Below are 24,675 nucleotides of genomic sequence, written 5' to 3' on the forward strand. Positions count from 1 at the left end.
TAACGTTCTTTTTTCTAATTTATACCCTGAAAAATATCGGCACCGATAACACATCTTCTTAGGATTACAGAATGGAACACAAAAGCCAAGACTGGCATCGTGCAGATATTAAAAGTGCACTGGAAAAAAGAGGCATTACGCTCAGAGAATTGTCACGTTCTGCGGGCTTGTCTCCTGATTCGCTACGAAATGTATTTACCCGCAACTGGCCCAGAGCAGAACAGATCATCGCACAGGCGCTGGAAACCACGCCGGACATGATTTGGCCATCGCGCTACCTCTCGAAATCAGAAAAAATAACCGTCACAAAAAATAACCATAAACTATAAATGCGTTACCCATAATTTGCATGGCAGATTAATTTATATCTCAACCAAATATATTCCCGATATTAATAGCACTATCGGTCATGCCCATCAGATTAAATCCTGTTAAAGCAATACACGAACTTATTACATATTCTTTTAACAGGAGTCATGATGAGTTGGAATAAAACAGCAGCAACAAATTATGCGAAATCACATGCAGGCGCGCATTCTCAGAAGCGCTGTGCAGAATTTACCCGCAAAGCCATTCAGGCAGGAGGTATCTCTCTTGGGAATACCTACCATGCTAAAGATTATGGACCGCTGTTAAAAAACGCAGGATTCCGTCCTATCGGCACATTTGAACAACCCAGAGCAGGAGATGTCGTCGTCATTCAACCTTATGAGGGAGGAAACCCAAGCGGCATATGGCGATATTTGACGGTCAGGAGTGGTACTCCGATTTTAGACAACGTGATATGTGGGCGGGGCCAGGCTATCGGGCGGCAAAGCCTTCATACACTATTTACAGGAAGTAGTAATGAAAGCGTTCCCATTGATTGCTCTAGTTTTGTTACTTTGTAGCTGTTCTTCATCACGCAGTGACAGCACTCAGGATGTTAAACAATTCTATCTCGCGTGGATGTCCGCCTACACACAAGATGGAGATACGTCCGCGCTCATGCAACGTTATGTGGCGAAAGACGTTATCGACCGTCTGGCGCTGATTGGCAGCCTTTACGAGCAGGAAATAATAAATTCTGACTACTTTATGTACGTGCAGGATTATGACCCTGAATGGATCCCGCGGCTACGGGTTGGAGCAGTTCAGCCCTTTCTCGGTGGCGAAAAGGTGGAAGTACAATTAGGTGGACCGGCAGGCGAAGCACCCATGCAACTGGAAGTGTATACGCGTTGGGAAGAGGGTCGCTGGAAAATTTATCGCGTGCGGGATCTGGGCAATCAATTTGAACAGCCAATCTACAGCGCCGGTGATATCGCACACGCCAAGGCATGGTCTGCGGAGATCGCACCGGAGTACGAAAAGATGAATAGATAAAAAAGGGGAGCCATCAGGCTCCCCTTTGCATCTCATTTTTCATTTTGCAGACTTATGCTTTCAGCTTACGCATAACCAGCGTTGCGTTAGTGCCGCCAAAGCCGAAGCTGTTGGACATCACGGTAGTCAGCGCCTGCTCGGTCGGTTTGGTCACGATGTTCAGACCTGCCGCCTGCTCATCCAGCTCTTCAATGTTGATGCTCGGCGCGATAAAGCCGTGTTCCAGCATCAGCAGAGAGTAGATAGCTTCCTGTACGCCAGCTGCGCCCAGGGAGTGGCCGGTCATGGCTTTAGTCGCAGAGATTGCCGGGCTGTTGTCGCCAAACACTTCACGAATTGCCCCCAGCTCTTTCACGTCGCCTACCGGGGTAGAGGTACCGTGAGAGTTCAGGTAGTCGATCGGGGTGTCTACACCGTGCATCGCCATTTGCATGCAACGTACTGCGCCTTCGCCAGACGGAGCAACCATGTCTGCGCCATCGGATGTTGCGCCGTAACCGACGATTTCCGCATAGATGTGCGCGCCACGTGCCAGCGCGTGTTCCAGCTCTTCAACCACGACCATACCGCCGCCGCCTGCAATAACGAAACCGTCACGGTGTGCGTCATAGGTACGGGAAGCTTTTTCCGGTGCATCGTTGTATTTGGTAGACAACGCGCCCATGGCGTCGAATTCACACGCCATTTCCCAGCACAGCTCTTCGCCGCCGCCAGCAAAAACGATGTCCTGTTTGCCCAGCTGAATTTGTTCTACCGCGTTACCGATACAGTGCGCAGATGTCGCACAGGCAGAGCTGATAGAGTAGTTTACGCCGTGGATTTTGAACGGCGTTGCGAGGCAGGCAGAAACGCCGGACGCCATCGCTTTGGTGACCACATACGGGCCAACCGCTTTCAGACCACGCGGGCTACGCATTGCGTCAGCACCGAACACCTGAAAACGCGGGGAACCGCCGCCGGAACCTGCAATCAGGCCAACGCGCGGGTTGTTCTGGTAATCTTCTGCTGCAAGGCCGGCATCAGCCACTGCCTGTTCCATAGAAAGGAATGCATAGATGGATGCGTCGCTCATAAAGCGCACTACTTTGCGGTCAATGAGGCCAGTGGTATCCAGTTTTACGTTGCCCCAAACGTGGCTACGCATGCCGGAGTCCTTCAGCTCCTGAGAGAAAGTGATCCCTGAACGTCCTTCACGCAGAGATGCCAGGACTTCCTGCTGGTTATTACCGATGCTGGAAACGATGCCCAAGCCAGTAATCACTGCACGTTTCATTCAATACCTCTGTAAGTCGCACTATTTTAAAGTTTCGAGTGGCACAATAGCGTACACTTGTACGCCGAACAAGTCCGATCAGCCATTTAATGTGGAAATTTGCGCAGCCAGGCACTCATCGCTAAGATCGGGGCACAGCCTGCCAGACGAGTAACTTACGTGAAACAATACGCTATACAACCTGCAAACCTTGAATTCAACGCTGAGGGTACACCTGTTTCCCGAGATTTTGACGATGTCTATTTTTCTAACGATAACGGGCTGGAAGAGACACGTTACGTCTTTCTCGGCGGGAATCATCTCGCCCAGCGATTCCCTGCGCATTCACGTCCCCTCTTCGTGGTGGCAGAAAGCGGGTTTGGCACCGGACTTAACTTCCTGACGCTCTGGCAGGCATTTACCGATTTTCGCGATACCCATCCTGAAGCTACCCTGGAAAGATTACATTTCATCAGTTTTGAAAAATATCCGCTAACGCGTGAAGATCTCACCTTAGCTCATCAGCACTGGCCAGAACTTGCCCCATGGGCCACGGCGCTGCAAGAGCAATGGCCGCTGCCACTGGCGGGATGCCATCGCCTGCTCCTTGATGAAGGACGCGTCACGCTGGATCTGTGGTTTGGCGATATTAACGAACTGACCAGTAAGCTCGATGACTCCCTGAATCAAAAAGTGGACGCCTGGTTTCTGGACGGTTTCGCACCGGCAAAAAATCCGGATATGTGGACGCCAACGCTGTTTAACGCAATGGCCCGTCTGGCTCGTCCGGGCGGTACGCTGGCGACCTTCACCTCAGCGGGCTTTGTGCGTCGGGGGTTGCAGGAAGCCGGGTTTACGATGCAAAAATGCAAAGGCTTTGGTCGCAAACGCGAAATGCTCTGTGGCGTAATGGAACAGACGCTGACGCTCCCTTCATCGGCTCCCTGGTTTGCACGTTCCGGAACAGATAAACGCGAAGCCGCCATTATTGGCGGGGGGATTGCCAGCGCATTGCTGTCGTTGGCGTTACTGCGTCGCGGCTGGCAGGTCACACTCTATTGCGCCGACGATAATCCAGCCAGGGGGGCATCCGGCAATCGCCAGGGCGCGCTTTATCCGCTACTCAGCAAGCATGACGCGGCCATTAATCTCTTTTTCCCCACCGCGTTTACCTTCGCTCGTCGACTGTATGACGCCCTCCCCGTTGAGTTCGAGCATGACTGGTGCGGTGTGACGCAACTGGCGTGGGATGAAAAAAGCCAGCAAAAAATCGATCAAATGCTGTCCCTTGAATTGCCTGATGCGCTCGCCGTCAGCGTTAACGCAGAGCAGGTTTTACAAACGACCGGCGTAGAAACCGGATGCGGTGGGATTCAGTACCCTGCCGGAGGATGGCTGTGTCCGGCACAATTAACCGCCGCCGTATTCGACTACGCCGCAACGCTGGGATTACGCATCCGGTATCAACATACGCTGGCCTCGCTGTCTCGCCAGACAGAACACTGGCAATTGACGTTTGCCGGTGGCGAAACCGCCACTCACGCTGCGGTGGTTCTGGCTAACGGGCATCGCATTAACGGCGTTGAGCAGACGCAGTCGCTACCGGTCTACTCCGTAGGCGGTCAGGTGAGTCACATTCCTACCACGCCTTCGCTTTCAGCGCTGCGTCAGGTGCTGTGCTATGACGGCTACCTCACGCCGCACAACCCGCAAAACCAGCAGCACTGCATTGGCGCCAGCTATCATCGCGGAAGTGAAGAAACGGTGTATCGCGCGGACGATCAGCAGCAAAACCGTCAGCGCTTAATAGATTGTTTCCCGAATGCCTCGTGGGCAAAAGAAGTAGACGTTAGTGGCAATGCCGCCCGTTGTGGAGTGCGCTGTGCCACGCGTGATCACATGCCAATGGTCGGCAACGTCGCTGATTATGACGCCACGCTCAGCCAGTATGCCACTCTTGCCGAAGACAGAGTGCACGCCGTAAACGCCCCGGTGTATTCCGATTTATTTATGTTAGGTGCGCTGGGCTCGCGTGGGCTGTGTACTGCCCCGCTGTGTGCAGAAATTCTGGCATCGCAAATGAGCAATGAACCCATACCAATGGATGCCAACACGCTGGCAGCGCTGAATCCGAATCGTCTATGGGTGAGGAAGTTATTGAAGGGTAAAGCGGTGAAATAAGATACCATCTCGCCATTGCCTGATGGCGCTACGCATATCAGGCCTACAACCCCCGTCCGCGTAGGCCGGATAAGACGCCTTCGCGTCGCCATCCGGCACAATCCACTGCAATTATTATTGCGTTGCCTTCTGGAACAGTGTGTCCCACATCTCTTTCACTAACGCCTGGTCACGCGGCGAGAGTTCGCCTGCGCTGATGGCTTTTTCCAGGCTGCTGGTCACATTGGCGTACAATGCCTCAGCGGAATGGTCCTCGCCAGCATCCAGCTCAGCCACAGCCAGCGTCAGGTGCCCACGCAAATAGCCACTGGCAAACAACTCATCATCGCTGGCGTGCTCTACCATATCGTCGATTAATGCCAGAATGCGTGATTCAAACTCCGCGATCATCTTATTTCCTCATTGTAAACGTGGCAGCGGCTTCAGTTGAGCGCTTCGGGCCACGGGAATTGTTCCGCCGTAAGTTCAGGCGTGTGATAATAATTCTGTAACGCGTTAATGAAACGCGCCGGACGTTCAGGGATCCCCTTTTCCAGGTACTCCATCACCTGAGCATGAACACGGCGCTGGAATACCACGCGATCCGGTTCAAAGTCCCCTTCCAGATTGTCGCAACTGACGTTAAACGGGTAGCCCGCCGCCATGCAAAACAACCAGTCAAACGCCTGCGGCTTCACTTCCACATCTTCAAACTGGCATTGTGTCTTCGCGTCGCGTCCGTCCGGGCAGTACCAGTAACCGAAATCGACCAGTTCACGACGGGCTTTACCGGCGATGCACCAGTGTGAAATTTCGTGTAACGCACTGGCGTAATAACCATGCGCAAAAACGATACGGTGATACGGTAATTCCGCATCCGCTGGAAGATAGATCGGTTCGTCGTCGCCTTTAATCAGACGGGTATTAAATTCATCGGCAAAGCAGCCGTTAAAAATCTCAATCAACTGTTCGTAGTGATGCGTATTATTCATTAGTTCATCCCCAGCCAGTGGAGAATCTCCTGTCCATGATTATCATAAAGTAGCTTGGCGCTCATCACGGCGGAGACAATAACGATCATTGGCCGAATGAGTTTTTGTCCTTTGCTGAGTACCAGTCGAGAGCCCATCCGTGCGCCAATAAACTGGCCAATGAGCATCACAAAACCTGTCGCCCAAATCACTTTGCCGCCGAGGGCAAACAGCAACAACCCACCGATATTCGATGTGGCATTTAATACTTTGGCGTGGGCCGTCGATTTCGCCAGGTTGTATCCGCACAGCATGACAAAAGCCAGCGCGTAGAACGACCCCGCCGCCGGACCAAAAAAGCCATCGTAAAAGCCGACGCAGCCCCCGGCCACCAGCGCGAAAGGCAAACCGTGCAGTCGGCGCTGTCGGTCCTCTTCTCCGATTTTTGGCATCAACAGAAAGTAAAGGCCAATACAGATAACCAATACTGGCAGGATCTGGCGCAGAACATCTGACTGCACGTGCTGAACCAACAGCGCACCACTCATTGAGCCGATAAAGGTCATGAAGATATTGAGCTTCTGATCCGCCAGATTCACCACACCCCGACGAATAAAATAGAGGGAGGAAGAGATAGATCCCCCGCAGGCTTGCAGCTTGTTGGTCGCCAGCGCTTGCGCAGGTGGCATCCCGGCCGCCATCAATGCCGGGATGGTGAGTAGACCACCACCTCCGGCCAGAGAATCAATAAAACCTGCCAGCATCGCCACAAAAAAAAGCACACCTAACAGCAGTGGCGACACCATAAACAGAGAGGCAAAATGATCCATTAGAGTACATGCTCGTCCAGTAGCGCCTGGCAGGAAGGCGGCAACGGCGGCGGTGTCTTCTTCTCAGGCTTGATGGTTCCAGGTTTTGGAGGTTCGAACCAGCTTTGCAGCTCTGCGCCACAGCCGTCACCCGGTGGCGGTAACGGTTGATCTTCGCACTCAAGGCTGTCGGCAGGGCAACGTAACCGCACGTGCATATGCGCACGATGCTGGAACCACGGCCGCACTTTACGCAACCAGTCCCTGTCGGTCCCTGCATCCAGACAAAGTTGTTGCTTAATCGCCGGATTCACGAAAATACGCGTTACTTCATTATCTTTTGCAGCCAGCCTGATCAGGCTGAAAATCTCCGGTTTCCACAGTGACGGCACAACACGTTTGCCATCCTGTGAGACCAGATCTAACGCCTGCGGCCGCAGCAGTTGCGACTGGGTCCAGCGCGTTTTCGGCAGTTGCAGGAAAATATCCACATCCAGTCCCGTCTGGTGGCTGGCGTGACCGCCATTGAAACGCCCACCGGCCGGCATCCCCATATCGCCGATTAACACCGTGCCCAGCCCATGACTATTGGCCTGATAACTCAGACGCTGGATAAACCTCACCAGATCCGGATGGCCAAAGTAACGACGCTGATCGGTGCGCATCACCTGATAGTGTTCTGACTGTACAGGCAGCGTATCAGCGCCAACAATACAGCCATTGGAAAACGCGCCGATAGACTGCGCACTTCCTGCAACCGGATGGGTAATTTTCTGCCAGGGCGTCGCCGCCAGACAGGCGGTACTGGCAAACAGAGCCAGCGCCGCAAGTGCCGTTTTTTTCATCTCTTACCAGCGTGGAATATCGGTCTTCACGTCCGCATTTTGCGCCCGCTGACGCAGCAGGTGATCCATCAATACGATCGCCAGCATCGCCTCGGCGATCGGTACGGCGCGAATCCCAACACACGGATCGTGGCGACCTTTAGTGATCATTTCGACTTCTTCTCCAAAGCGGTTAATAGTGCGCCCAGGAACGGTAATACTGGACGTCGGTTTCAGCGCCATATGAGCAATGATTTGTTGCCCGCTGCTGATCCCGCCCAGAATGCCGCCCGCATGGTTACTCTGGAAACCTTCTTTGGTGATTTCGTCACGGTTCTGACTGCCGCGCAGCGCAACAACGTCAAATCCATCGCCAATCTCAACGCCCTTAACGGCGTTAATGCTCATCAGCGCATGGGCGATGTCAGCATCCAGGCGGTCGAATACAGGTTCGCCGAGACCCGCAGGTACACCGCGTGCAACAACGGTCACCTTCGCTCCGATGGAGTCACCTTCTTTCTTCAGCCCGCGCATCAGTTCGTCCAGCGCTTCGAGTTTATCCGGGTCCGGGCAAAAGAACGGGTTAAGTTCCACCTGGGACCAGTCTTTGATCTCCAGCGGAATATCACCCATCTGCGTCAGGCAGCCGCGGATCTCAACGCCGAATTTTTCCGCCAGATATTTTTTGGCTATCGCTCCGGCCGCCACGCGCATCGCCGTTTCACGTGCGGATGAACGTCCGCCGCCACGGTAGTCGCGCAGGCCATATTTTTGCTCATAGGTATAGTCGGCGTGTCCCGGACGAAAAACGTCCTTAATCGCGCCATAATCCTGTGAACGCTGATCGGTATTTTCGATCAGCAGGCCAATGCTGGTGCCTGTGGTAACGCCCTCGAACACCCCGGAGAGGATTTTCACCTGATCCGGCTCACGACGCTGCGTAGTGTAGCGCGATGTGCCCGGACGGCGTCTGTCGAGATCGTGCTGCAGGTCAGCTTCTGTCAGAGAAATGCCCGGCGGAACACCATCGACAATACAACCGAGCGCCAGCCCGTGTGATTCGCCGAAAGTGGTTACGCGAAAGAGTTGCCCAATTGTGTTTCCTGCCATCACGGCTCCGTTATGCGTGTTGTGTATGTGCGCGTGTAATTAGTCTTTATAAATGCTGAAGTGCTCGCGAGCAGCAACTAACTGCTCTTTGGTCAGCATGAATACGCCGTCACCGCCGTTGTCGAACTCCAGCCAGGTGAACGGTACATCCGGATATTGCTCTATCAGATGTACCATGCTGTTTCCGACTTCACAAATCAGAATACCGTTATCTGACAGGTAGTCCGGGGCGTTCCCCAGAATGCGGCGGGTAAGTTTCAGCCCATCGCTGCCGGACGCCAGACCCAGCTCAGGTTCGTGACGATACTCGTTTGGCAGATCGGACATATCTTCCGCATCGACATACGGCGGGTTGGTCACAATCAGGTCATACTGGACTTTCAGCAGATCGCGGAACAGATCGGAACGGATCGGCGTGACGTGATGGATCAGGCCGTGTTCTTCAATATTGTGTTCGGTCACCGCCAGCGCGTCAGTGGAAATATCCACCGCATCCACTTCGGCTTCCGGGAAGGCATACGCGCAGGCAATGGCAATACAGCCGCTGCCAGTACACATATCGAGGATATGCTGTGGTTGCTCATTAATAAGGCCCGCAAAGCGGTTATTGATAAGCTCGCCAATCGGTGAACGCGGAACCAGCACGCGTTCATCAACATAAAACTCATGCCCGCAGAACCAGGCTTTGTTGGTCAGATAAGCAACCGGAATGCGCTCGTTGACGCGGCGAATCACGCGTTCAACAATACGATGACGCTCGCTGGAGGTCAGACGCGCGGTACGCATATCTTCTGGAATATCCAACGGCAAATAAAGTGACGGCAGCACCAGTTGTACGGCCTCGTCCCATGGGTTATCCGTGCCATGGCCATACCAGATGTTCGCCGCGCTAAAACGGCTGACCGCCCAACGCAACATGTCCTGAATGGTATGCAGTTCACTCACTGCTTCATCGACGAAAATTTTATCCACGTATTCCTCCAGGGCATGCTCGTATTAATTTCGGCGGCTAGTTTGCCACGAAGACGGCGATAAATCAGCATTCACACGGGGCCTGAACGCGAAAATTGCGTTTTAAGCGATCGGATGCCCGCCGAGTCGGGTTAAACTAACGGAAAATAAAAGTTGAGACTCTCGAATGAAAAAGAAAACATCGCTCAGCGAGGAGGATCAGACGCTGTTTCGCCAGCTGATGACCGGCACGCGTAAAATTAAACAGGACACCATCGTTCACCGACCTCCACGTAAAAAAATTGCCGAGGTTCCGGTTAAAAGACTGCTACAGGAGCAGGCTGATGCCAGCCACTATTTCTCGGATGAGTTTCAGCCGCTGCTGAATACGGACGGTCCGGTAAGATACCTGCGCGCCGACGTCAGCCATTTCGAACTGAAGAAAATGCGCCGTGGCGATTACTCTCCGGAGCTGTTTCTCGATCTGCATGGGCTGACCCAGCAACAGGCCAAACAAGAGTTAGGCGCGCTGATTGCCGCCTGTCGCCGTGAGCATGTGTTTTGTGCCTGCGTGATGCATGGCCACGGAAAACATATTCTGAAACAGCAGACGCCGCTCTGGCTGGCCCAGCATCCGCACGTAATGGCCTTTCATCAGGCACCGAAAGAGTACGGTGGCGACGCCGCGCTGCTGGTGCTGATTGAAGTGGAAGAGTGGCTACCGCCCGAACTTCCGTGATGCAAAAAAACAAAAAGAGCCGCATTTGCGGCTCTTTGATTTTCCGGGTGGCGGCTGCGCCTTATCCGGCCTGTTTAAATCGCTTTTGCCATTTTCAGGTTACACGGGCTCATCTGCCAGTTAAAAGTACCCTTCCCGCTCTCATCAAGCGTAACGCTGGCAATCGCTGATGTGGTAAACATCGGCGGTGTTTCACCTGGGCAAAGCTCAGACACCAGATATCCCACTAAAGGCAAGTGAGAGATAACCAGTGCCGTGGCGATACCTTCATTGGCCAGAGCCTGTAAATAGGCGCTGACCAGACCGACATCGCCGCAGGGAGTCAGCTCCGGCAAAACATCAACACCGGTTGGCAGGTTCATACACTCCCCCACCACATCCAGCGTTTGTTCGGCTCGTAGGAACGGGCTCACCAGAACACGTTCGATATCCACTTTTTGACCTTTCAGCCAGTTCGCCATCAGGCGAGATTCGTCACAACCACAGGAGGTTAAGGGACGAACCGAATCACTGGCGGCATCGAGGGCCGCGTCGCCGTGACGCATGATAAAAACTTGCATATTGCACCGCTTTTGTTAACCAGAATCACCACTACCTTTATTCACAGCCCCTATTGGCTGTGGTAACGATATGGTGGCCGGCATTGTGCCTTATCCATTCACCGAATGAAACGCTGTTTTTTACCTCAACGGCGTAAGTATAGTCAATCTCTGTTTACATTTTGAGCGCGACCCATACATTCAGTGCGGATTCATCCTACCTTTGACCTCATGAATTCAGGTCAGTTTCCCCAATATCCCAGAATCTTTCACTGCGTTCCGCCATCTGCAATAACTGCTCACACGGCGTAAACCGCGAGCCGTACTGCGTGGTCAGCCGTTGCAGAACCGCAACCACTTCACCCGCGCCGAGAGAATCCATATACCGGAACGGGCCGCCGAGGAATGGCGGAAAACCAATACCAAATACAGCGCCGATGTCGCCATCACGTGCGCTGCGGACTATCTTCTCGTCGAAACAACGGGCTGCTTCATTGAGCATTAACATAACGCACCGCTCTGCTATCTGCGCAGCGGTAAGTCGACCCTGACCCTGGACGCCAATAAGCGTATAAATTGCAGGGTCGACCTGTTTTTTGCTTTTACGCCCTTTCGCACCATAAAGATAGAAACCCCGACCATTTTTTCTACCTTTGCGATCGTCATTCAAAATTGAAGCAACAACATTTGCAGGCGCGCTAAAACGTTCTCCATATGCAGCCTCAAGCACTGGTATAATTTTAGTGCCCGTATCAATTCCGACCTCATCCAAAAGTTGGATTGGCCCAACTGGAAAACCAAACTTAACCAGCGCGGCGTCTATGGTTTCGACCCGCTCGCCTTCGGTCAACATACGAATTGCTTCGTTAATATAAGGCGCTAAAATGCGGTTAACGTAAAAGCCGGCCTTATCTCTGACCACTATCGGCGTTTTGCCCTGTTTTTTCGCTAACTTAACGGTAGTTGCAATTGTCTGCTCAGAGGTCGTGGCATGCGGGATCACTTCGACCAACGGCATTTTTTCCACCGGACTAAAAAAGTGTAAACCAATCACTTGTTCGGGCCTTGCAGCGTTCGCAGCAATATCGCCAATGGGCAAAGATGAGGTGTTAGAAGCAAAAATGGTATGAGGTGCGCAATTTTGCTCAACTTCTGCCACCATCCGTTGTTTTAGCGACAGATCTTCAAACACGGCTTCAATAATTAGATCGCGATGCGCAAAGCCGCGGTAGTCGATTGATCCCGAAATCAGCGCCAGTTGTTTATCGCGTTCGCTGGCTTTGATATGACGGCGGCGAACCTTCGTTTCAAGCTGATCCCAGCTGTACTTCAGCGCGTGGTTGATTCCCTTAGCGTTTATATCTTTGATGCGCACAGGCAAGCCGCCTTTACAGGCCGTCACGTAGGCAATACCCCCGCCCATCAGACCGCCCCCCAAAATACCTACGCTGTTTAGCGGGCCAGGTTTCGCATCACTTCCGGGATCTTTTTTCACATCGGTGTTGGCAAAAAAGATGTGCCGTAGCGCCTGAGACTGGGATGTCATCGCCAGTTCACCAAACGCACGGGCCTCAGCGTCGTAACCGCTACTGCTGCCTTGCGCTAGCCCGGTTTCTATAACCTCAAGGATACGTTCTGTTGCAGGGTAGTTACCTTGCGTTTTTTGCGCCGTCTTTTTACTGGCCATGCGGAACAACAGCGCCCGCCCCAGCGGCCCCGCCAACACTCGCTCTCTCACGGGCAGTGTTCGATGCGCAGAACTGTCCTTTTTAGCCAGTTCAACGGCCGCTTCCAGCAAAATGGAATGCGGTACAACTTCATCCACTAAACCAACTTTCAGCGCCTGTTTTGCGCGTAATTGTTTTCCGGTGAGGATCATATCCAGTGCGGTACTGACGCCAATCAGGCGCGGCAGCCGCTGCGTACCACCGGAGCCGGGCAACAAGCCAAGCTGTACTTCCGGTAAACCCAGAACGGTTTTAACATCATCGGTACAAATACGGTTGTGGCACGCCAGCGCCATCTCCAGGCCACCGCCGAGGCATGCGCCATGAATCGCGGCGATAACCGGGATCGGCAAGGCATTAATTTCCGCCATCATCTGCTGCCCCTGACGGGCCAGCGTTTCGGCTTCCTGCGCGCTGCGACAGCTACCAATCATGTTGATATCCGCCCCGGCAATGAAGTTATCGGGTTTAGCCGAAATAAACACCACGCCGCGCAATGCTTTGTTATCGCGAATTTGCTTCAGAATGGCCCGTACCTGAGAAGCAAACTCCGCTTTCAGGGTGTTCATTTTCTCTCCGGGCACATCAATGGTGACAACAGCAACGTTATCCAGACGTACGTTTAGTGTAAAAGCCGATGCCATTTCCATTATTCCGCCTCCAGAACCATGGCTGCACCCAAACCACCAGCTGCACAGGCGGTCACTAAACCAAAACCACCGCCACGACGTCGTAACTCATGGAGGGTTTGGGTAATCATGCGCGCACCGGTAGCGGCGAAGGGGTGCCCATAGGCAATCGATCCACCCAGCACGTTAAATTTACTGTCATCAACTTCGCCAGTGGCATGTGCTCTGCCCAGCACGTCGCGGGCAAAACGTTCGCTACCCAGCAACTGAATATTCGCCAGCGTTTGAGCGGCAAAGGCTTCATGCATGTCGATCAGCGTTAAATCTGCCATCGTCAGACCCGCTCTCTCCAGGGCAAGCGGCGTTGACCACGCAGGTCCCAGCAGCATGTCCTGCCAGACATCGATGGCGGTAAAAGCAAAACTACGCAGGTACCCCAGTGGCACCAGCCCCAGCTCTTTCGCACGCGACTCCGTCATCATGATCACGGCGGCTGCGCCGTCCGTTAGCGGGGTACTGTTTGCTGCGGTGACAGTGCCGTGCTTGCGGTCAAACGCTGGACGTAGTTTGGCGTAATCGGCCAGCGTAGAGTTACCGCGAATATTGTTATCTTCTGAAAAAGGATCTTTAAACGGTGGCGCGTAGGTAGTCATTACCTCATCTGCCAGCTTTCCTTCAGCCCACGCCTGAGCGGCACGCTGATGAGAGCGGTGCGCCAGAGCGTCCTGCTGTTCTCGGGTAATACCATAGGTTTTGGCCATTTGCTCAGCCGTATCCCCCATACGCAAACCGGTGGAATACTCAGCGACGGCTGGCGGCACAGGCATCAGATCACGTAATCGCAGTCGGGAAAAGAGTTTAAGGCGTTGACCGGTAGTCCGGGCCTTATTGACATCCACCAGCACCCGCGCCAGCTTTTTACTAACGCCAATAGGCAAGACTGACGAGGAGTCCGCACCACCCGCAATTCCCGCACGAATAGACCCCGCCATCAGGCTTTCCGCGACATTCGCCACTGCCTGAAAACTGGTCGCGCAGGCTCGGCTTACGCTATAGGCATCCGTATGCACATTCATGCTGGTTCCCAGCACGATTTCACGAGCAATATTTGGCGCTTCAGGCATTTGCACCACCTGACCAAAAACCAGTTGCTCAATCACATCAGCAGGTATTTCGCTGCGCGCCAGCAGCTCACCGACGACCATTTTTCCTAAATCAACGGCGGGAATGCCATGAAACGCGGTAGCCTGACGAGCAAATGGCGTACGCAACCCACTTACAATGGCAATACGGTCGCCCTGGCGGGTAACCAGCGGTAAAGCCTGACTCATAACACTCCCCTGTAAAAAAATAAAATAAGTGGTCTGACCTGATCATAGTCTTAACCAATTTTTTACATTTAGCCAAGCGGAGAGAAAAGAAAGTGGGAGCTAAGACACAGTGAATAATCACTGACAGTTACGAAAAAGCCCTTGCTATCTGATAGCAAGGGCTTTTGCAGAGGGGAATTAACGCAGGCCCAGCTGGAAGATCAGCGTTTCAGCTTCACAGGCAAAAACAAAGTCGATATCCAGACGCACACCTTCTGACTCTTCAGTAAAGGTCGAGGTGATTTGGCAAGGCTCAGATTCCACGCCACGCGCCTTTTCGGTCAGAGCAGCCAGCGTTTCTTCTGCCTCTGCGCGGTTCGCGAACACACGGCTGTAGGACGCGGTGCAATCGGAGTTGTCCATGATGGTGCCAACATCCATACAGCAGCAAACCGGGGTTTCATCAGCACTGCATTTACTCATTGTAGATTTCCTCTGTATTCGCACCTGAGGTGCCAGATAAACGATAGGGATATTTTACGCTCCCATTATTCGCCTCTCCAGTCGTTAATTGTATGAAATGCGATAAGTGACCGAAATCACACTTAAAAATGATCTAAAACAAAAATCGCCCAAACAGGTGAGTGCGCACCCCCGCAATTTTGCCAGCTGGATCGCGTTTCTCTGATCAAATTTGAAAATATTTATAAACATACTTGCAACATTCCAGCTGGTCCGACCTATACTCACGCCACTGGTCTGATTTCTAAGTCGTACCTCAGACCCTACACTTCGCGCTCCTGTTACGGCATGTAACATTGTTTGTATAAAAATAAATCTATGAGGTTATGGTCATGAGCCAGAAAACCCTGTTTACAAAGTCTGCTCTCGCAGTCGCAGTGGCAATTATCTCCACACAGGCCTGGTCTGCAGGCTTTCAGTTAAACGAATTTTCTTCCTCTGGCCTTGGCCGGGCATATTCGGGTGAAGGCGCAATTGCAGATGATGCAGGTAACGCCAGTCGTAACCCGGCATTGATTATGATGTTCGATCGCCCTACTTTTTCAGCAGGTGCGGTGTATATCGATCCAGACGTTAATATTTCCGGTAAATCACCATACACCGGACGCAGCACTGATGCGGACAACATCGCGCCTACGGCGTGGGTTCCCAATGCTCACTTCGTGATGCCTATCAACGAACAGTTTGGTTGGGGTGCTTCCGTTACCTCAAACTATGGCCTGGCTACCGAATTTAACGACAGCTACATCGTCGGTGAATACGGCGGTAAGACCGACCTTAAAACGGTCAACCTTAACCTGAGCGGCGCCTACCGTCTGAATGATAGCTGGAGCTTCGGTCTCGGTTTTAACGCCGTTTATGCTGATGCAAAAATTGAACGTTATTCTGGCGAGCAGACGGCTGCATTACCGAAGGTCAGCAACAAAATTGCCAGTCTGAAAGGGGACGAATGGGGCTACGGTTGGAACGCCGGGATTCTGTACGAACTGGATAAAAATAACCGTTATGGTTTAACGTACCGTTCTGAAGTTAAAATTGATTTTGATGGCGATTATAAGAGTGGCATCCGTACCCAGGCGAACGCTATACCTGGCGCTGGCACTGCATTCCCATGGGGAACAACCAATGCCACCGTCCCGGGTTCTCTGACACTTAACCTTCCTGAAATGTGGGAATTGTCAGGTTATAACCGTATTGCACCACAGTGGGCTATCCACTACAGCATGGCCTATACCAGCTGGAGTCAGTTCCAGGAGCTGAAAGCCACAGGTTCCAATGGACAGACACTGTTCTATAAAGAAGAAGGCTTCAAAGATTCTTACCGCATTGCATTGGGTACGACTTACTATATGGATAAAAGCTGGACGTTCCGTACCGGTATTGCTTATGACGATAGCCCGGTTCCAGCAAGTAAGCGTTCCATCTCGATTCCGGATCAGGATCGCCTGTGGTTGAGTGCAGGTACAACTTATGCGTTCAATGACGATGCTTCTATCGACGTCGGTGTGTCTTACATGCACGGACAAAAAGTAACAGTGCAAGAAGGCAACTATACTTTCGACTCTGAAGGTAAAGCCTGGCTGTTTGGTACAAACTTCAACTACGCATTCTGATTATCTTCAGACGTAAAAAAGGTGAGCTTTTTAGCTCACCTTTTTATTTTCATCAGTCCTTACTCGGAATCGATCTCTTTTAAATCGTCCTGAATGTCTTTCGCGTTCGGGTTTTCTTCTGGTTTGAGTTTCCCACCGTTCGCAATAAAGTCATGACGCTGGAAGTAAGCTTCACGCACCATGATGTAAGGATCGGAAGACTGACGCAGCAGACCGTCAGAGTCGAGCAATTGCGCGCGAGTTTCAATCCCTTCAACCGTCCATTTGCCTATCGACAACGGCCAGGTCAGCCAGGACAGTACCGGATACAGCGTATCGACCATATCACCACCGTCATCACGCAGCGTGAAACTACCGTAGAACGGAAGCTGCATATACGGCCCGTAACCAACATCATAGTGGCCTAACGTGCTGCCAAAGCGGTGTGGTTCAACGCGCTGCAACTTCGGATTAGCCATACCTGCCACATCGATAAAGCCGCCCATACCTAACAGGGTATTCAGGAAGAAACGGGTAAAGTGCACCATCCCCTGATAAGGATCGCCTTGCAGGAAATAGTTGACCATGACGGCCGGCTCTTCAAGGTTGCCGGTAAAGTTACTTAAACCATTACGTGCCGGCTGCGGAACATAGTCACGCCAGGCAACAGCTACGGGTCTTACAACGTATGGATCTAAAACATTAAAGTTGAAGTTGTACATGGTGCGGTTGAACCCTTCAAATGGGTCCGAACGCCCCTGCTGTTCAGTACCGGAGCTCGCACACCCCACCAAAAGTGTGGTTCCCAGCGCAAGCGCCGACAGGCGAAGCTTCATAAGTGTCTCCCTGTGTTTTATGGCTATCGCTGATTGCCATCCATGACGGAACGATGACGTATCCGCCTGTTTAGATGTGAGCGATTGTAACAGCACGTCAAATGATGTCTATATACCCTGTCTTACTGATTTGATCATAGCCTGGTAATGCGCACTCCGCGGCGGTTCTATTCTAACTAACCCGATAAAAACAAACGTTACTATTTTTGCTATCTCAGACTTTCTCCCGCTGATTTTCGGACAAAAGCCGCTACGCTTTAGCAATACGTGCTTATTCAGGATTCGGCCATGAATGACATCAAGAAAGATAAGATTGATCGACACAGCGACGAACTCGAGGTGGAAAGCGATGAAAAGCTAACAGGGAAAAAGATAGAGCTTGATGAGGACAGACTCCCCTCCCGCGCCATGGCAATCCATGAACATATTCGCCAGGATGGGGAGAAAGAGATGGAGCGTGATGCGATGGCGCTACTGTGGTCAGCCATCGCAGCAGGACTGTCGATGGGCGCCTCGCTACTGGCTAAAGGGATTTTTCACGTACAGCTGGAAGGCGTGCCAGGGGGATTTTTACTCGAGAACCTCGGTTATACCTTCGGTTTTATTATTGTCATTATGGCCCGCCAGCAACTCTTTACCGAAAATACCGTCACCGCCGTACTGCCGGTGATGCAAAACCCTACCCTCGGCAATTTTGGCCTGTTGATGCGCCTGTGGAGCGTGGTTCTGCTGGGTAATATTATTGGCACCGGGGTTGCCGCATGGGCGTTTGAACATATGCCGATTTTTGATGAAGAGACCCGCGATGCCTTCGTGAAAATTGGTATGGATGTGATGAAAAATACGCCAACAGAGATGTTTTCCAACGCCATCATTTCTGGCTGGTTAATTGCCACGATGGTGTGGATGTTCCCCGCCGCCGGAGCGGCAAAAATTGTGGTCATTATTCTGATGACCTGGCTGATTGCGTTAGGTGATACCACGCATATCGTCGTCGGCTCGGTGGAAATTCTCTATTTGGTCTTTAATGGCACGCTGCACTGGAGTGATTTTTTCTGGCCCTTTGCGCTACCAACGCTCGCCGGGAATATCTGTGGCGGAACGTTTATTTTCGCGCTTATGAGCCATGCGCAGATCCGCAATGATATGAGCAACAAACGCAAGGAAGAAGCCAGGTTGCAAGCAAAGCATGATGAGCAAAAGCAGAAAAACCAGAAAAAACAGGCCTGAATGGTGACTGTTTGAGCAGTCGGGCGGCCTGAGACTTACCGTTGTGAGTAAAAAACGCTATACTCGTGCCGCTTCGTCCCCTTAGTTAAATGGATATAACGAGCCCCTCCTAAGGGCTAGTTGCAGGTTCGATTCCTGCAGGGGACACCATGAATTCTTAGGCATCCAGTCAAAATTCTTTCATTTACCAGTCAGTTCATCCCTGGGCCAGGCGGTAAAACGGCACATTCCTCACTGTTGCAGTAAGATTGTCGGACACCATTGTCTGCTTTGTCGCTATCCGCATCCCTGCTTTTCTCAGCCTCAACACATCAGCGGCAATACGCTGGCTGCCAAACCAGAAAAGCCCGTCCAGCGCAGTAACATCAAGGCCCGATTCCAGTGCCAGCTTCAGACGTTCACGCGGCGCTTTTACTGTTTTAGCAATCTGCTGATATGGCGCTTCGCTTGAACCTGCAGGACTAATGCGCCGGATGCGATGTGACAGGTGGTACTGAAATTCATCCGGGATCCCGCCGAGACTCGCTTTCAGGCTGTAAACACAGCCAAAGCGTTTGCCGTTAAAGATGACGTTTTTCTGACTAAGCTGCAGCTCTTCACGCACACTGGCAATCAGTTGCGGGGTACGGAGTAATAACAGGCGGAAAGGCAGCTCAAAGCTGGTCACGTAGTCCACATTCAATAAAGCAATACGCAGACGTTCTTGGGGCCCCGCCTTCATTTCCCGGCATTCAGCAATAACATCAGCCCACTGGCCGGTAAGACGGGAACACTCTCTCGCCTCAGTAAAACTGTATTTTTCAGCCTGATAATCAATACGCTCGGTCACACTGAATTCCCTTCTGGCCAGATTTCGGTATTGGTTGCTCACTTTACCACCGACAGGCTGCAGGCATTGTCAGTGGAATGAGAGAAACTTCTGCGGAAACGCTTCATTATTTGGTAAATCAATCATTAAAAATATTTTATGACTAAAATCAATTCACATGAATTATGACTATTGAAATATAGCTATGATTAATTTTTAGCCTACTCATCAGGGAAGCTACTCCCAAGCAGGCTGGTTAATACCGGTAACAATAAAAATTACCGGTGACATTGTCCGAAATGATTCATCGCCTAGAAAAAAGGATCTATTCATATGATCAGAATCAAGACCTGTATCGCTACCTTGACCCTATGTACCTTACTAACTACTCCCGCATGGGGAGACACGCAATCGCCGATACGGCTGGTGATCCATGGTGGTGCAGGTACTATTACAAAAGATACCATCACACCAGAACAAGAAAAGCAGTATACAGAAAAACTCACTGAAGCTCTGAATGCTGGCTATGCCGTTATGAATAAAGGCGGTAGCAGCCTGGAAGCCGTTCAGAAAGCGATTAATGTTATGGAGGATTCCCCTCTCTTCAACGCAGGTAAAGGCGCCGTGTTTACCCACGATGGCCGCAATGAACTGGATGCGTCCATTATGGACGGGAAAAGCCGAAAAGCCGGTGCCGTTGCCGGTGTAACCACTGTTAAAAACCCAATTAATGCGGCGTATGCCGTTATGACGCAAAGTCCACATGTTCTCATGGTCTCGACAGGCGCGGATACCTTTGCAAAAGAACAGGGACTCGCAATCGTTGATCCGGCTTATTTCAAAACTGATTTTCGCTGGCAGCAATTACAGAACGCAATTAAAAAAGAAAAAGTGCTCCTGGATCACGACGGAAAGAGCGCAGCTCTGTTTGCTGATCCGATGATGTATGACTATAAATATGGCACTGTCGGTGCTGTTGCACTGGATAAAGAAGGTAATCTGGCTGCCGGAACGTCTACAGGCGGAATGACCAACAAACGTTACGGACGAGTAGGAGATTCACCTATCATTGGCGCAGGTAATTATGCCGACAATGAAACCGTGGCGGTATCCGCAACCGGTTCAGGAGAAATGTTTATCCGCACGCTTACCGCTTATAACATTGCAGCCCAAGTGAAATACCGCAATATCCCTTTAAAGGACGCAGCACAGAATGCCCTGGATGAAGTTAAGGCGCTGAATGGCAGCGGTGGGGTTATTGTGCTTGATAAAGCAGGTAATTACACCATGTCCTTCAACTCTGAAGGGATGTACCGGGGAACCATAGGTAATGACGGAAAACCTGTTGTAGCCATTTATCGTTAATGATGTTTCCCCGCCATAAAGGCGGGGATGCTATGTGACTCACGTCAGTCCCTTTCTCTTTTCAACAACCTCCCCTCGAATACCTGCAGGAAGAAATTACCAGGATGACCGACACCATAAGTTGCACTCCCTCCGGGCAACATAATAAATATTGATTGAACTCATATACTTGAGTGTATCCACACTGATAATCTCGCGAGATTCATTTGTTGGCAGAAAGGGTCACTGTGTTAGAAATCTTTTCTTAACCCACTGAAAAATATTTAAAAATATTTTCTCACATAAAAACGATGGTTCGTTCAAAACGGATCCGAATTTATTTGGGTTAAAAAAGGTACGGTATGAAAGTCACATGGACTGTCACCCCTGTCGGGTACCAGCGCATAGCTAAGCGTTGTCCATCATGTAATGTAAAACGCGAATTCGCACCTTCCGGAGCATTCAGAGTCAATTCGCAAAAGAAAGTGCTCGATATCTGGAGCATTTATAAATGCATCCACTGCGAATACACATGGAACATCTCGCTGTTTTCACGGCTTCACATCAGCAAAATCAATCGTGAGCTGTATCATCGATTTATCACCAACGATGCCAGTACGGTTCACTATTTTGCCAATGATAAAGCGACCCTGAACCGGAATAATGCTGAGCTTGCAGGTAAACCTGATTTTCGTATTCAGGAACAGTGGCAGGTCAGCATCAACAGCGGTCAGAACGTCACCGTCAGCATCAGACTTTCCCATTCTTTTCAGATTAATGTGCTATCGATATTGAAGCGACAGCTTTTACTCAGCACTGCAGAGATAAAGAAACTGATAGATGAAGGTCATATTCACGGTGTTACGATGAAAGAACTTAAATCCCGAAAACTCATGACAAGACAATTGGATTTTAAGCTGTCAGTAGTCATATTATGTGCTCAGCGAAAAGTTGTTCTGAGCCAGCGTTAACAGTATGCAACTTACAATAAGGCGATGAGACTTAACCGACCCGGTATGTTGTCCGGGTCGGTTAAACGGCGTCACGTCAGACAACAAAACGGTTAACCAGATCCTTCATGGTTGCCGACAGATTGTCCAGCCGCTGGCTGTCGCTCGCAGCCTGAGATACCAACGCCGCATTTTGCTGTGTAACCTGCTCCATCGGTCGCAATGCCAGGTTTATCTGGGTTACCCCTTGTGACTGCTCCGTCGCCACACGAGCGATATCCGCAATATATTGCTTCATACTGGTGGTATTATCCGCCGCGGCTTCCAGCGCGGTAGCAGATGCAGTAACCCGCTCAACACCCTCACTAATTTTGACCATATTCTGCGCGACCAACTCACGGATTTGGTTAGCCTCTTTGGCGCAACGCTGCGAAAGATTTCTCACTTCACTGGCTACGACAGCAAACCCCCTGCCCATCTCTCCAGCACGTGCAGCTTCCACTGCCGCATTCAGCGCCAGTAAGTTAGTCTGAAACGAAATATCATCAATCGAGGTCACAATATTCGAGATTTTCTCACTGGAAGCGCGAATATCCCCCATGCTCTGGTTCGCCGCACTGGCAACGTTACTGGCCTGTCGGACCTCTTTTTCCAGTCTGATTGTCAGATGCTCAGCTTCGCGGGCATTATCCGCTGTTTGCGTAATCGCAGTTGATAGCTGCTCCATGCTGGCCACAGCTTCTACTATTGATGCAGCCTGTTCATCTGTACGTTGAGCCAGATCCTGATTTCCCGCCGTAATACTGCTACTGGCATCGGACAAAACCACGGAGCCTTGCTTAATCTCCTGTACGATATGCTGAATACTTTCCAGCATCGTGTTATATGCACGATTAAGTGAGGAAAGCTCATCTTTGCCCGGGGTCGCCAGACGTTGAGTCAGATCGCCATTCATACCCGCAATCTTGCGTAGCGTGTCACTAAACTGACGGTGCATATTGATTGCGATGGCCCCTGCGAACGTCAATGATGCCAGGAGTGCTAACAGGCTAACAGCCATATATATTTGCCAGTTTTTTCGTGCATCTTGCGCGAGTTTTTCTGCATTCGCCAACAGACGATTCGCTGTCACATTTTCTATCTGCCGCATTACTTCAATACGCTGGGTTTGTACTTTAAACCAGACCGTAGGATCGACACCAAATCCACCGTTCTCGACATGGTTAAACGCGATCTCGCGAAATGCGAGGGCTTTTGACGCTTCTGCTGACTGTAAGCGGCTTTTCAACATGGCCGCCTGTTCCGGTGAACTCAGACGTAACGATTCTGCCAACCAAACGTTCTGTTTACTGACGACATCACTGAGTTGATGTAACTGTCCGTCGGCGAAATGGCCGGAGGAAAAGATATTTGATAACAGCGCCCGTTCAATACCCGCCTGTTCTTTCAAATTCAGCAGGTTGTAGTAGGCGGCGAACGCGTTTGCCATCTCGCCTGAATCCGTCAACTGCCCCAATCTACCCACAAAATTCAGCACATCAGCAATGACATTGGTATAAAACTTAACCACATCTGATGCTGGAAGCCCCAACTGCGTGACGTTTTCGCGGATGGTAGCGAGCGAAAGAATATTTTTCTTAAACGCAGCGACAGAAGTGGCGACATCCCCTTCCGGTAAGGCAGTATCGGACAGTGACCGCACAAATACCTCGATCTCGCGATCGGTCAAAGCCCGCTGTGCGTTTAACTCATCTTTGAACGTCTTCCCTTCAGCCCCCAGAAACCCGACACTCATGCCGCGTTCTTTTTGCAATTCATGCACTACATTTCCGGCACTGCGTGCGAGCGCTGTCAGTTGGGCAATATTCTCCATCTGCCGTTCTGTCTCAATGCGCGTTAATATTCCTGAACCAGCAAACCAACATAACGCCAGTAATAATGGTTGTAGCGCAATTATTAACTTCATTTTCATCGGCATTCGATAAACCCACCACATGCCACTTCCCTCCATTATCCATATATTCATTATGGTTATCGGCGTAAAGAAGCGGCTCTTTAAATTTGAACAATGGGCAACTGTTTGTTTTTTAGATTAAATTTTTGCCAAGATAACTCTATTTAATTACTTCAATTAGAATAAAACTCTAAATAATTAACACATGCGAATCTATGCTCCATTTTGCTAACTTATTTGGCATATTATTTTTTATTAAAGAATCAGGTAATCATCAACTGATTCAGATAGAGAGAGAAGCACATGACAGTGACAGCAGCCCGAGATAACAGCCATGGCGCGGCCATCATTCTGGCGTCCCGCCGAACGTTAAGGTTATAATCCTTACAACGATTTTTTGGATTAGAAGCGACAATGACAAAACTTACCCTACAAGAACAGATGCTTAAAGCGGGTCTGGTCAGCAGCAAAAAAATGGCGAAAGTGCAGAGAACGGCGAAAAAATCGCGCGTTCAGGCTCGTGAAGCCAGAGAAGCGGTTGAAGAAAATAAAAAAGCACAGGTCGAGCGTGATAAGCAGCTCAGCGAACAGCAGAAGCAGGCCGCATTGTCTAAAGAATACAAAGCGCAGATCAAGCAACTGATTGAGAGGAACAAAATCACCATTTCCCGTGGCGATATTGGTTACAACTTTACTGACAATAACCTAATCAAAAAAGTTTATGTTGATAAGGTAACCCAGTCTCAGTTGATCAAGGGCCGTCTGGCCATTGCCCGCCTGACGGCTGAATGCAGCAGCGAGAGCGAATATGCCATTATCCCGGCTGTTGTCGCCGACAAGATTGCCCAGCGCGATGCAAGCTATATTGTTCTCAATTGCGAACTGAGCCAGGAAGCGAAGGACGAAGACGATCCGTATGCTGATTTTGTCATTCCTGACGATTTGATGTGGTAAGAAAAACACCCCGATAATCACCCAGAGTTCCGTCGCGTATTTCGGTGAACGCTAGCGCCGCCACCGAAATACCGTCAACCGCTCTTCTTCCCCACCTGC

General features: G+C 51.0%; 23 protein-coding genes, 1 tRNA gene and 1 pseudogene. 11 read left to right on the plus strand and 14 right to left on the minus strand.

Features of this window, described 5'->3' with window-relative positions; all coding sequences use genetic code 11:
• The first annotated feature begins 71 nt into the window (after positions 1–71).
• From ACHHZ7_RS03220 to ACHHZ7_RS03230, 3 genes and pseudogenes are all read left to right on the plus strand, one after another.
• Positions 72–329, plus strand: a complete 258-nt coding sequence (locus ACHHZ7_RS03220; RefSeq protein ID WP_060683488.1) for a helix-turn-helix domain-containing protein — start codon at positions 72–74, stop codon at positions 327–329.
• A gap of 150 nt (positions 330–479) precedes the next feature.
• A pseudogene (locus tag ACHHZ7_RS03225) lies at positions 480–844 on the plus strand (hypothetical protein).
• 2 nt (positions 845–846) lie between these two features.
• A complete protein-coding gene (locus ACHHZ7_RS03230) occupies positions 847–1,365 on the plus strand; it encodes a YbjP/YqhG family protein (protein WP_060683487.1) in 519 nt (172 codons plus the stop codon).
• Positions 1,366–1,417: 52 nt separating this feature from the next.
• Here the strand turns inward: ACHHZ7_RS03230 and fabB are convergent, their stop codons facing one another.
• Positions 1,418–2,638, minus strand: coding sequence for a beta-ketoacyl-ACP synthase I (gene fabB / locus ACHHZ7_RS03235; RefSeq protein ID WP_008785363.1), 1,221 nt, complete (start codon positions 2,636–2,638; stop codon positions 1,418–1,420).
• A 159-nt stretch (positions 2,639–2,797) separates the two neighbouring features.
• On the opposite strand from fabB, the gene mnmC reads away from it, so the two are divergent.
• Positions 2,798–4,798 (plus strand): bifunctional tRNA (5-methylaminomethyl-2-thiouridine)(34)-methyltransferase MnmD/FAD-dependent 5-carboxymethylaminomethyl-2-thiouridine(34) oxidoreductase MnmC, encoded by a 2,001-nt coding sequence (gene mnmC / locus ACHHZ7_RS03240; protein WP_060683486.1) that lies wholly within the window; start codon positions 2,798–2,800, stop codon positions 4,796–4,798.
• A 114-nt stretch (positions 4,799–4,912) separates the two neighbouring features.
• Here the strand turns inward: mnmC and ACHHZ7_RS03245 are convergent, their stop codons facing one another.
• The 6 genes from ACHHZ7_RS03245 to prmB are packed head-to-tail and all read right to left on the minus strand — an operon-like array spanning position 4,913 to position 9,463.
• Complete coding sequence (locus ACHHZ7_RS03245) at positions 4,913–5,188, minus strand: YfcL family protein (protein ID WP_003028163.1); 276 nt, start codon at positions 5,186–5,188, stop codon at positions 4,913–4,915.
• A 32-nt stretch (positions 5,189–5,220) separates the two neighbouring features.
• Complete coding sequence (locus tag ACHHZ7_RS03250) at positions 5,221–5,769, minus strand: elongation factor P hydroxylase (RefSeq protein WP_003834819.1); 549 nt, start codon at positions 5,767–5,769, stop codon at positions 5,221–5,223.
• Entirely contained in the window at positions 5,769–6,578 is an 810-nt protein-coding gene (locus ACHHZ7_RS03255; RefSeq protein ID WP_003834821.1) for a sulfite exporter TauE/SafE family protein, read from the minus strand. The genes ACHHZ7_RS03250 and ACHHZ7_RS03255 overlap by 1 nt, the downstream gene beginning before the upstream one ends.
• The gene (gene mepA / locus ACHHZ7_RS03260; RefSeq protein WP_060683485.1) at positions 6,578–7,402 is read right to left on the minus strand and encodes a penicillin-insensitive murein endopeptidase; all 825 of its coding nucleotides are present in this window, start codon (positions 7,400–7,402) and stop codon (positions 6,578–6,580) included. Before mepA ends, ACHHZ7_RS03255 begins: the two co-directional genes overlap by 1 nt.
• 3 nt (positions 7,403–7,405) lie before the next feature.
• On the minus strand, positions 7,406–8,491 hold the full coding sequence (aroC, locus tag ACHHZ7_RS03265; protein WP_003834825.1) for a chorismate synthase: 1,086 nt from the start codon (positions 8,489–8,491) through the stop codon (positions 7,406–7,408).
• Positions 8,492–8,530: 39 nt separating this feature from the next.
• Positions 8,531–9,463 carry a 50S ribosomal protein L3 N(5)-glutamine methyltransferase gene (gene prmB / locus ACHHZ7_RS03270; protein WP_003028173.1) on the minus strand — a complete coding sequence of 311 codons (933 nt, stop codon included), beginning with the start codon at positions 9,461–9,463 and terminating at the stop codon, positions 8,531–8,533.
• Between the two features lie 166 nt (positions 9,464–9,629).
• On the opposite strand from prmB, the gene smrB reads away from it, so the two are divergent.
• Positions 9,630–10,181 (plus strand): endonuclease SmrB, encoded by a 552-nt coding sequence (gene smrB / locus ACHHZ7_RS03275; RefSeq protein WP_003839296.1) that lies wholly within the window; start codon positions 9,630–9,632, stop codon positions 10,179–10,181.
• Between the two features lie 74 nt (positions 10,182–10,255).
• Here the strand turns inward: smrB and sixA are convergent, their stop codons facing one another.
• The 4 genes from sixA to ACHHZ7_RS03295 all read right to left on the minus strand — a co-directional run bounded on the left by sixA (position 10,256) and on the right by ACHHZ7_RS03295 (position 14,869).
• Positions 10,256–10,741, minus strand: coding sequence for a phosphohistidine phosphatase SixA (gene sixA, locus ACHHZ7_RS03280; RefSeq protein WP_003028179.1), 486 nt, complete (start codon positions 10,739–10,741; stop codon positions 10,256–10,258).
• 208 nt (positions 10,742–10,949) lie between these two features.
• Positions 10,950–13,097: a fatty acid oxidation complex subunit alpha FadJ gene (gene fadJ, locus ACHHZ7_RS03285; RefSeq protein ID WP_060683484.1), complete on the minus strand. Its 2,148-nt coding sequence runs from the start codon at positions 13,095–13,097 to the stop codon at positions 10,950–10,952.
• Positions 13,097–14,407 (minus strand): acetyl-CoA C-acyltransferase FadI, encoded by a 1,311-nt coding sequence (fadI, locus tag ACHHZ7_RS03290; RefSeq protein ID WP_060683483.1) that lies wholly within the window; start codon positions 14,405–14,407, stop codon positions 13,097–13,099. The genes fadJ and fadI overlap by 1 nt, the downstream gene beginning before the upstream one ends.
• A gap of 177 nt (positions 14,408–14,584) precedes the next feature.
• Positions 14,585–14,869 (minus strand): YfcZ/YiiS family protein, encoded by a 285-nt coding sequence (locus tag ACHHZ7_RS03295; RefSeq protein WP_003834838.1) that lies wholly within the window; start codon positions 14,867–14,869, stop codon positions 14,585–14,587.
• 371 nt (positions 14,870–15,240) lie between these two features.
• On the opposite strand from ACHHZ7_RS03295, the gene fadL reads away from it, so the two are divergent.
• Positions 15,241–16,521, plus strand: a complete 1,281-nt coding sequence (gene fadL / locus ACHHZ7_RS03300; RefSeq protein ID WP_032944104.1) for a long-chain fatty acid transporter FadL — start codon at positions 15,241–15,243, stop codon at positions 16,519–16,521.
• A 59-nt stretch (positions 16,522–16,580) separates the two neighbouring features.
• Here fadL and mlaA read toward each other — a convergent pair whose 3' ends face one another.
• Complete coding sequence (mlaA, locus tag ACHHZ7_RS03305; RefSeq protein WP_003028190.1) at positions 16,581–17,336, minus strand: phospholipid-binding lipoprotein MlaA; 756 nt, start codon at positions 17,334–17,336, stop codon at positions 16,581–16,583.
• A gap of 288 nt (positions 17,337–17,624) precedes the next feature.
• On the opposite strand from mlaA, the gene ACHHZ7_RS03310 reads away from it, so the two are divergent.
• Positions 17,625–18,566 carry a formate/nitrite transporter family protein gene (locus ACHHZ7_RS03310; protein ID WP_060683482.1) on the plus strand — a complete coding sequence of 314 codons (942 nt, stop codon included), beginning with the start codon at positions 17,625–17,627 and terminating at the stop codon, positions 18,564–18,566.
• A gap of 75 nt (positions 18,567–18,641) precedes the next feature.
• Positions 18,642–18,716: transfer RNA gene (locus ACHHZ7_RS03315), tRNA-Arg, on the plus strand.
• 46 nt (positions 18,717–18,762) lie between these two features.
• Here ACHHZ7_RS03315 and ACHHZ7_RS03320 read toward each other — a convergent pair.
• Positions 18,763–19,395: a DNA-binding protein gene (locus ACHHZ7_RS03320; RefSeq protein ID WP_048234804.1), complete on the minus strand. Its 633-nt coding sequence runs from the start codon at positions 19,393–19,395 to the stop codon at positions 18,763–18,765.
• A 312-nt stretch (positions 19,396–19,707) separates the two neighbouring features.
• Between ACHHZ7_RS03320 and ACHHZ7_RS03325 the strand changes: the two genes are divergently transcribed.
• Positions 19,708–20,739: an isoaspartyl peptidase/L-asparaginase family protein gene (locus ACHHZ7_RS03325; protein WP_060683481.1), complete on the plus strand. Its 1,032-nt coding sequence runs from the start codon at positions 19,708–19,710 to the stop codon at positions 20,737–20,739.
• A 341-nt stretch (positions 20,740–21,080) separates the two neighbouring features.
• Positions 21,081–21,689 (plus strand): DUF1062 domain-containing protein, encoded by a 609-nt coding sequence (locus ACHHZ7_RS03330; RefSeq protein WP_071845288.1) that lies wholly within the window; start codon positions 21,081–21,083, stop codon positions 21,687–21,689.
• Between the two features lie 76 nt (positions 21,690–21,765).
• Here ACHHZ7_RS03330 and ACHHZ7_RS03335 read toward each other — a convergent pair whose 3' ends face one another.
• Positions 21,766–23,664 carry a methyl-accepting chemotaxis protein gene (locus ACHHZ7_RS03335; protein ID WP_020996691.1) on the minus strand — a complete coding sequence of 633 codons (1,899 nt, stop codon included), beginning with the start codon at positions 23,662–23,664 and terminating at the stop codon, positions 21,766–21,768.
• 372 nt (positions 23,665–24,036) lie between these two features.
• On the opposite strand from ACHHZ7_RS03335, the gene ACHHZ7_RS03340 reads away from it, so the two are divergent.
• Positions 24,037–24,576 carry a DUF2058 domain-containing protein gene (locus tag ACHHZ7_RS03340; RefSeq protein WP_192463880.1) on the plus strand — a complete coding sequence of 180 codons (540 nt, stop codon included), beginning with the start codon at positions 24,037–24,039 and terminating at the stop codon, positions 24,574–24,576.
• The last annotated feature ends 99 nt before the right edge of the window (positions 24,577–24,675 follow it).

This window comes from Citrobacter freundii complex sp. 2024EL-00216 (genome assembly GCF_043945515.1).
Taxonomy (GTDB): Bacteria; Pseudomonadota; Gammaproteobacteria; order Enterobacterales; family Enterobacteriaceae; genus Citrobacter; species Citrobacter portucalensis.